At 71.6% G+C, this 3,400-nt stretch carries 3 protein-coding genes; all 3 read left to right on the plus strand.

Translation table 11 applies throughout. From position 1 onward, the window contains the following. The first annotated feature begins 676 nt into the window (after positions 1-676). Positions 677-1,153: a hypothetical protein gene (locus ACFU7Y_RS41990; protein WP_380771689.1), complete on the plus strand. Its 477-nt coding sequence runs from the start codon at positions 677-679 to the stop codon at positions 1,151-1,153. A gap of 560 nt (positions 1,154-1,713) precedes the next feature. Then, a complete protein-coding gene (locus tag ACFU7Y_RS41995; RefSeq protein WP_380771691.1) occupies positions 1,714-2,172 on the plus strand; it encodes a hypothetical protein in 459 nt (152 codons plus the stop codon). Positions 2,173-2,715: 543 nt separating this feature from the next. Continuing rightward, positions 2,716-3,339, plus strand: coding sequence for a hypothetical protein (locus ACFU7Y_RS42000; RefSeq protein WP_380771693.1), 624 nt, complete (start codon positions 2,716-2,718; stop codon positions 3,337-3,339). The last annotated feature ends 61 nt before the right edge of the window (positions 3,340-3,400 follow it).

A 3,400-nucleotide genomic window follows, 5' to 3' on the forward strand; every position in this document is an offset into this window, starting at 1 on the left:
CCCCACATGGGGTGCCCGGGCGCCGTCGCATCTTGCACAGGTCCGCCGCCCCGTGCCGGGCCCATCCACCTGGTGTGGAACCGCTGCGCGCGGGACAGCGCCCACAGCAGCGCCGGACCGGTTCAGGGCCGGACAATCGGCCCCTTTTCCCTGCGGAGGATGAGGTTCCCGGGCTGCTGCGGGTCCCGGCCCGGTCCGCTCCGGCCTGGCTGGGGTTGACTGGCCGGCTGCCGGTCCTACGGTGCGTCTTGTGCCCGCCCGGCGGCTTCCGTGTGCTGTTGCGCTCCAGTGGTGCGGGCTTCACCACCCCCACCCCCCCGCAGAGGGGTTGAGGTGTCGGGGAAGCCCCACTCCGTTCGGTCCCGAACACCGAGCAGGGGTTCGGTGGTGACACGCCAGCCAGGGCCCCGTCCTCTTTCATCGACGGTGCCCCGGCCAGCGCATCCTGGTCCGCCTGGCCGTCTGGGTTCCCTCCGGCGTGGTCGGCCGGGCTTCTCCCGGCATTTCCCCTACCCGCCCCTGGGATGACGGGGCGCAGATGCCGACCCGGCGTCCCGCACCCCTGCCGCCCCATACCTCTCCGTCTGTCCGCGAGCCGTCCCGGCTGGCAACCCCGCCATCACCTGACCCTCCAAGGAGGACCATGTTTGTCCGTCCCACCACAGCCTCTGCTGCCATGACCTCGGACACCGAGGACAAGGGCGGCGCGCAGCGTCACTACGAGGTGTCGTGGACCACCGGGGCCATCCACGCACACAACCCTCTCGACGCCGCCCACGAGGCCGCCGACGTGATGCGCGGGCAAGACCCCCGCGAGATCGACGAATTCGAGGTGTTCGACGTCGACACCCGTGCCGGCTTCGTCGTGGACCTCATCACCGACGCCGTCCGCCCCGCCGCCCCTTCTCGCCCCGGCACTCACCCCGCCTTCGGCCCGCGGGCCCTGGAACTGGTCGTCGCCAACCCCGAGCTCAGCGCGGGAGCCATCACCGCCCTCTACACCTTCGCCGTCCTGTGGGACGGCACGGGTCTGCCCGTCACCACCGACACCATCGCCCACCACGCCCGTCTGCTTTCGCGTACCGTCCACCGCCACCTCACCCAGTGGACGGTGCTGCGCCGTACAGCCGACGGCTGGACCCCCGCCCCCTGACCGCCCCCGCACGCCGCACCTGCCCCATCCGGCACTGGAGGGGCAGGTACGGGGTTCGGCCCCGCCGACACAGTCCCGCCACCAGCAGCACTCCACGCCCTGGCTGAACACCCCGCCGGGCACCGAGCGGCCGCCGCCCGGTCGCGGCGGGGTGCTGGGGGGCGTGTGGTGTTTCCAGGGGGGGCTTTCTGGGTGTGGGAGGCCGGGTGGGGCGGGTGTGGGGTGTCCGGCTGCCGGTCCTGAACAGCTCTCGCGTTCGGTGTGGTTGGTGTGCTTGATCGGCTCGGTGTCGTGGCTACTTTCCTTCCCGGGGAGAGCACCCGGTCCGGCCGCATCATGTGAGCGCCGCCACCGGCCGCCACCAGTTGTCATGGGCCGCCGGGTACGGCCGCCACGGGCCGTCGTTGTCGTGCCGTCGCCGTCGTCACGCGAGCCGTCACGGGCCGCCGTGCCGCGTGGGTCGCCGTCACGGGCCGCTGTGTGGCTGTGTCGGCACCGTGTGGTGCCGAAGTTTCTCTCTCCCCCTTTCGTTCTTCACTGACGCCTGGGAGGGCCTTGTCATGCCCGCACACCGCCGTTCCGTTCTGCGCCGCCCGCCGGCCGCCGCCCCGGCCGCCGCCCCGGCCGCCGTACTGTTCACCGCCACCGCGTACCTGAACGTCACCACCGGTCCCCGTGGCTGGCCCGAGCACCACTTCGGCTACCAGCCCGGGCACGTCCTGGCCCAGGTCATGGATCCCGGCCTGCCCGCTCTGCCGCTGACGTTCGTCGTCGAGGCCCCCGACCCGAAGGCCGCTGCCGTCAAGGCCGCCGCGATCGGCCGCCGCCTGACCGTCGACAAGCACGCCGACCACTGGCCGCTGCCGGTGCGCCGCCTGACCGCGGGCGACGTCGTCAGCATCACCCCCCGCACTCCCACCACCGGAGAGCGCCGTTTCTGGGCCCTCGCCTTCGGCGGGAACCTGACCGAGCTGGAACTCGCCGACGGGACCCTGCGGACCTCGCCACCCGCCCCGTAGACGCTCGCTTCGCCACACCCACCCCGCGCTGCGCCCCGGCCAGCTCCGGCCTGCAACGCATCCTGCTGCGCCCCATTTCTCGACTTCATTGTTGAGGGTGGGGCGCAGTGGCGCGTCCGGTGCCAGGTCATGGGCGTTCTCCCGGCGGGCCGGATCGACCTGCCGATGCTGCATCGGACTGTTGCAGCCGCTCGCCGTTGCACCGCGTCCGGCTGCTGTTCAGTGTCCGGCTGGGTGCCTGCCAGTGGCAGGAAGACGGCCGCCCGGTTCGGCGCGCCGCTGGGGCGGCTACGCCTTCGCCCGCCCCCACGTCGAGGTGCCGTTGGCTGGTTGCGGTGTCTGTTCCTCGTGCCTCGGGCCGGGGGTGGGTGTGCAGTCGTGTTCCCACTGGCCGGACGGCTGCCCCGTGGTCCCTCGGCTGCCCCGCTGTCCCCTTGATCGGCCGTTTGGCGTTCCTACGGTTCGTCTCGTTCTTCCGCTGCGTTCCTGTGCCCTGTGCCAGTGGCGCAGCGCGTACCCCCGGCGACAAGGAGGCCGCTGATCATGACCGTGTTCGACGACCACGTTCGTTCTCTGCTCACCAAGGAGGGCGTCGCCAGTATCGGCCGCGCCCTCATCGCATTCGAAGAAGGGATCCAGCAGACCGCCCCGCTGGAGGAGATGAGGGTGGAGGACGACGAGCAGGCGCCGATCAAGCTGATGACCATCTGCCGCCCGGACAACGCGTTCCGCTACTTCCCGGGCGTGGAGCCGGGTGAAAGCCCCACCGCGTTCGTCGATCTGGTCCTGCCCGGGCGGTTTCCCAGTGGCAGCTCCACCTTCCCTGCCGACATGACCGCCTACGCCCGGTCTCTCGCCCATGACGCGCGGACCCCTCGCCTGGACGTCCTCGGCGTTCCCGAGGGTCCGACCGTGGGGGTGCTCATCGTGGTCGGGCGGTGGGCGTTCGACCTGGATGGGTCCCGCCGTCAACGCGCTTTGTTCGCTGTTCTGGCCGACGGCACCACGTTCGGTATCGCCCGGACCCACGGCGAGCCGACCCCCGGCCGGTTCAGCAAACACATCGCCACCAGCAGCCACGACCTGATGTCCGCGCTGTGGCTTGTCGGCCGCGCCCTGCACGTCTTTCCGGCCCACACGCCCCCTCCGTCCGCCTTCCAGCGGTAGGCGGGCGATCAGGCCACACACAAGGCGACAGGCGAGTTGTCCGTGCCCCGCCCCTTCGAGG

This window comes from Kitasatospora sp. NPDC057542 (genome assembly GCF_042801945.1).
In the GTDB taxonomy this organism is placed as follows: domain Bacteria; phylum Actinomycetota; class Actinomycetes; order Streptomycetales; family Streptomycetaceae; genus Kitasatospora.

Excerpts from the sequence above, each read along its gene's own strand:
- ACFU7Y_RS41990 (WP_380771689.1), top strand. The coding sequence starts at position 677 with ATGACCTCGGACACCGAGGACAAGGGCGGCGCGCAGCGTCACTACGAG.
- ACFU7Y_RS41995 (WP_380771691.1), top strand. The coding sequence starts at position 1,714 with ATGCCCGCACACCGCCGTTCCGTTCTGCGCCGCCCGCCGGCCGCCGCC.
- ACFU7Y_RS42000 (WP_380771693.1), top strand. The coding sequence starts at position 2,716 with ATGACCGTGTTCGACGACCACGTTCGTTCTCTGCTCACCAAGGAGGGC.